This is a genomic window from Kitasatospora sp. NPDC034533, assembly GCF_055575155.1.
On the sequence record NZ_JBVITE010000139.1, the window covers coordinates 1 to 4,298 of the forward strand.

A 4,298-nucleotide genomic window follows, 5' to 3' on the forward strand; every position below is an offset into this window, starting at 1 on the left:
CCGCCGCGATCTGGCACAACGACCAGACCGGGCAGCCCGTCATGCGTTCCCTCACCGCGTACGACCACTGAACCCCTTGGCATCAATCATCTAGAGCCCCGCGAACCCCGCCCGAAGGCACGACCCGGTCATCGCCCACCACCGCCCGCCACTGCACTGGAGCGGCGAGAGCCGGCGGCCCCGCTGGTCCGCCCGCCGCCCGAGCCCGGCGCCACCGCCCGAGAAGGGCGTTGGATGCCGGTCGACTACCTTCCCGGCACCCTGTCGACCGCCGAGGTCGTCGACGCGCACCCGGCGGCGGAAGCGCTCTGGGGGCCACCTCGCTCCAGGACGGGATGAACCTCACCGCCAAGGCGTTCGCCGCCACCCGAGGGCGAGGCCGGCCTGCTCACCGTGATCGGCGCGTGGCCGCGTCGATCAGCATCCGGAGCACCGTACGCACGGCCGTATCCGTCGTTCGCGGCCTTGGTGCGCGGGGCCGGCAGTGTGGTGTGGCGCGCGAGTTCTGCACCCCGGCTCGATCCGCGTCACAGGTGGATACCCACCCCCATGTCCTGACTGAATTTTCAGCCAAGGAACCAGGATGGCCGTCCATACCCCGGTAAGGTGATGGATCGTGGCCAGTCGCAAAACGTCGATCATGGAAGCAGCGGCGCGCGTGATCGCGCGGCGCGGGGTGCGCGGGCTGCGGGTGGAGGAGCTCGCGGCCGAGGCGGGGGTGTCCACCGCGCTGATCTACTACCACTTCAAGGACCGTACGGGGGTCCTCCGGCAGACGCTGGAGTTCATCAACGACCGGGCGGGGCGGTACACGGCCGAGCGCGCCGCGGACGCTCCGCCGCCGACGCCCCGCGAGGAGCTGGAGCAGAGCCTGCTGCTGGAGCTCCAGGACACCGCCGAGGTGCGGGAGAACAGCACCGCCTGGGGTGAGCTCCGGGCGAGCGCGGTGTTCGAGGAGGCGCTGCGCGAGGACCTGGCGCGGGCCACCCGGGTCTGGGTGCAGGAGATCGCGGAACTGCTCGGCGGCGTGCGGCCGATGGCCTCGGCGGTCGCGCTGGCCGGGGCGGCGGAGCGACTGACCGCGCTGCTGGAGGGCCTGAGCATGCGCTGGCTGAGCGGGAGCCTGCCGCTGGCGCACGCCCGCGCGCTCCTGGTCGACGCGATCGACACCGAGGTGGCGCGGCTCGGGCCCTGATCCGCAGGAGCCGCGCCGGGCCCCGGGCCGGCGCACCGGCGCCCGTCAAGGACGCGTCAAGACGTCTTCGCAAGTTTGACTGATTTTTCAGTCAGTGCGAGTCTGAAGCCCAGGCAGGGAGTTCGCCGCCGGGTCCGCCCCGTTGGCCCGCCCCATGGTGCGCCGCCGGGTTCCCACCCGAAGAGTGGAGAGACGGCGGCCCCGGCACCCCGCCCGGCACCGTCGCACCACCAGGAGACCCACATGACCCACCGCCGTGATGACCGTCCCACTGGGCCCTACCCCCGGGTGCCGGCGGACGACGTCCCGCACGCACGGACGTGGATGTCCTGGCCGTCCCGCCGGGCAGTGTGGGGGTTGCGCCTGGGCGGCGTCCAGGAGGACATCGCGCTGATCGCCCGCACGATCGCCGAGTTCGAGCCGGTCGTGATGTGCGCCCCCGACGAGTGGACGGCGGGCAAGGCCCGGTCCCGGTGCGGCTCCGGCGTGGAGGTGATCAGTGACATCCCCACCGACGACCTGTGGATGCGCGACACCGCACCGGTGTTCCGCCGGGACGGGTACGGCGGTCTGGACGCCGTGGTCCTCAACTTCAACGGCTGGGGCGACAAGCAGGTGCACCACGACGACGCCCGGGTCGCCGAGCGCCTCGCCGCCCGCCGCGGTCTGCGCCACACCTACGCGGACTTCGTCGGCGAGGGCGGCGCCGTCGAGACGGACGGCGACGGCACGGTGATGGCCACCGAGAGCAGCCTCGTCAACAAGAACCGCAACCGCGGCATGAGCCGGGACGAGATCGAGGAGGCCGTCCTGGAGGCGTACGGCGCCGACACCATGATCTGGCTGCCCGGCATCAAGGGCCGGGACATCACCGACGACCACGTGGACGTCACCTCCCGGTTCGTCCGACCCGGGGTGGTGATGGTCCAGCTGCCGCCGCCGGAGCGCACCGACGCCTGGGCCCGGGACGCCCGCGAGCAGTTCGCCATCCTCTCCACCTCCACCGACGCCCGGGGCCGGCGACTGGAGGTCCTCCCGGTGCACGGCCCGGACACCGTCCGCTCCCGCAAGTCCGACTTCGTCGACTCCTACCTCAACTTCCACCTGGTCAACGGGGGCGTCATCACCGCCCAGTTCGGCGACCCGTACAAGGACGCCGCTGCCAGGGACGCGCTCGCCGCGGCCTTCCCCGGCCGCGTGGTGGTGCAGCTCGACGTCGACCGCCTGATGGCCGGGGGCGGCGGCATCCACTGCTCGACCATGCACGAGCCACTGCCGTAGCCGCCGGGCCGCACCGCGGACCACCACCCCCCACCCCCACCGCACCGACACCAGCCGGAGTACCCGCAATGTCCCACGCCCTGTCCCGCCGCGCCCTGATGCGCTCCCTCGCCGGTGTCGGCGCCGGCGTCGGCGCCCTCACCCTCGGGCTCACCGCCTGCGACCCCGACGGCGTCGGGACCCCCGACGGCGCCGTGCCGCCCCCGCAGCCCGGCGGCGCCCCCGACGGCACGGTCGGCACCACGGCCGGCGCCACCGCCGCCGGGCGCCGCTTCGGCGCCGAGTGGGAGGGGCACCTGCGGACCGTGATGTCCTGGCCGGCCTCGGAGGGCGTCTGGGGCGAGCAGCTCGCGGACGTCCGCCGGGACGTGGCCGGCCTGGCCCGGGCGATCGCGGCGCGCGAGCCGGTCGTGCTGATGGCCCGCCCCGAGCAGAAGGACGCCGCGCAGAGGGCCTGCGGCTCGGCCGTCGAGGTGGTGCCGATCGCCGTCGACGACCTGTGGGCCCGGGACACCCTGCCCGTGTTCGTCGAGGAGGGCGGCAAGGTCAAGGGCGTCGACTTCAACTTCAACGGCTGGGGCGGCAAGCAACGGCACGGCAACGACGCCAAGGTCGCCCGGACGGTGCTGGCCCAGTACGGCGTGGAGCGGATCGAGACCCGGCTGGTCGCCGAGGGCGGCTCCTTCGAGAGCGACGGGCAGGGCACCCTGCTGGTGACCGAGAGCTCCGTCGTCAACGACAACCGCAACCCGGGCATGAGCCGGGAGCAGGTCGAGGCGGAGCTGAAGAAGGCGCTCGGCGTGACCAAGGTGATCTGGCTGGCGGGCGTCAGGGGCAAGGACATCACCGACGCCCACGTCGACTGCCTGGCCCGCTTCGCCGCCCCCGGCGTGGTCCTGCTCGACCAGGCCTTCCCCGGCACCCCACCGGACGTCTGGTCCCGCTCGGCCGACCAGGCGCGCGCCGTGTTCGCGGACGCCGAGGACGCGCGGGGCCGGAAGCTCCAGGTGGTCGAACTCCAGCAGCCGGACCCGGACCTGATCACCGGGCGCGGCGACGCCTTCGTCTCCTCGTACATGAACTTCTACGTCGGCGACAAGGGCGTCTACCTGCCGAAGTTCGGCGACGCCAGGGCCGACGACCGGGCCCAGCAGATCCTGAAGCAGTACTTTCCGGGCCGGGAGGTCGTCCCGGTCAGGATCGACGCGATCGCGAGCGGCGGCGGTGGCATCCACTGCGCCACCCACGACATCCCCGCGCCCGGCCGGGTCTCCTGATTCCCGCCGGGCCGGTGGTCCGGGCCGGCCCGGCGCGCTCAGACGGCGGGCTGCTGCTGGGTGGCGCAGTGGATGCCGCCGCCTCCCGCGGCGATGTGGTCGATGTCGACCTGGGTGACCCCGCGGCCCGGATGGAGCTCGCCGACGATGCCGGCCGCCCGTTCGTCGGCGGCCCGGTCCCCGAACCGCGGGACGACGACACCGCCGTTGCAGACGTAGTAGTTGACGTAGGTGGCGAGGAAGTCCTTGCCCCTGCCCCGGATCAGGTCGGCGTCGGGCTCCGGGAGGTCGACCACCTCGATCGCGCGGCCCTTGGCGTCGGTCTCCGAGCGGAGCACTCCCAGCGCCTACGCGGAGGCACTGGTCCAGACGTCCGGCGGGGTGTCGGCGGCGGGCCGGTGCAGGACGACGGTGCCGGGCCCGGCGAAGCGGGCGAGCGCGTCGACGTGGCAGTCGGTCCTACGTTGTTGATGGGTTGGACGGGCCAGTCGTATGGTCCTGAGGCCCAGAGACGCCGGGTATGGCTTTCAGTCGGTTGCCCTCGA

General features: G+C 73.1%; 3 protein-coding genes and 1 pseudogene. 3 read left to right on the forward strand and 1 reads right to left on the reverse strand.

Annotated elements, in window-relative coordinates; all coding sequences use genetic code 11:
* Positions 1–616: 616 nt before the first annotated feature.
* The 3 genes from ACZ55U_RS38780 to ACZ55U_RS38790 all read left to right on the forward strand — a co-directional run bounded on the left by ACZ55U_RS38780 (position 617) and on the right by ACZ55U_RS38790 (position 3,753).
* Positions 617–1,195, forward strand: a complete 579-nt coding sequence (locus tag ACZ55U_RS38780) for a TetR/AcrR family transcriptional regulator (RefSeq protein ID WP_465534298.1) — start codon at positions 617–619, stop codon at positions 1,193–1,195.
* 243 nt (positions 1,196–1,438) lie between these two features.
* Positions 1,439–2,476: an agmatine deiminase family protein gene (locus ACZ55U_RS38785; RefSeq protein WP_465534300.1), complete on the forward strand. Its 1,038-nt coding sequence runs from the start codon at positions 1,439–1,441 to the stop codon at positions 2,474–2,476.
* Positions 2,477–2,544: 68 nt separating this feature from the next.
* On the forward strand, positions 2,545–3,753 hold the full coding sequence (locus tag ACZ55U_RS38790) for an agmatine deiminase family protein (protein ID WP_465534302.1): 1,209 nt from the start codon (positions 2,545–2,547) through the stop codon (positions 3,751–3,753).
* A gap of 38 nt (positions 3,754–3,791) precedes the next feature.
* On the opposite strand, the pseudogene ACZ55U_RS38795 reads toward ACZ55U_RS38790, so the two are convergent.
* A pseudogene (locus tag ACZ55U_RS38795) lies at positions 3,792–4,262 on the reverse strand (agmatine deiminase family protein).
* Between the last annotated feature and the right edge of the window lie 36 nt (positions 4,263–4,298).

What these genes read in the sequence shown, in the direction of transcription:
- ACZ55U_RS38785 (WP_465534300.1), top strand. Translation starts at nt 1,439, where the DNA reads ATGACCCACCGCCGTGATGACCGTCCCACTGGGCCCTACCCCCGGGTG.
- ACZ55U_RS38790 (WP_465534302.1), top strand. Translation starts at nt 2,545, where the DNA reads ATGTCCCACGCCCTGTCCCGCCGCGCCCTGATGCGCTCCCTCGCCGGT.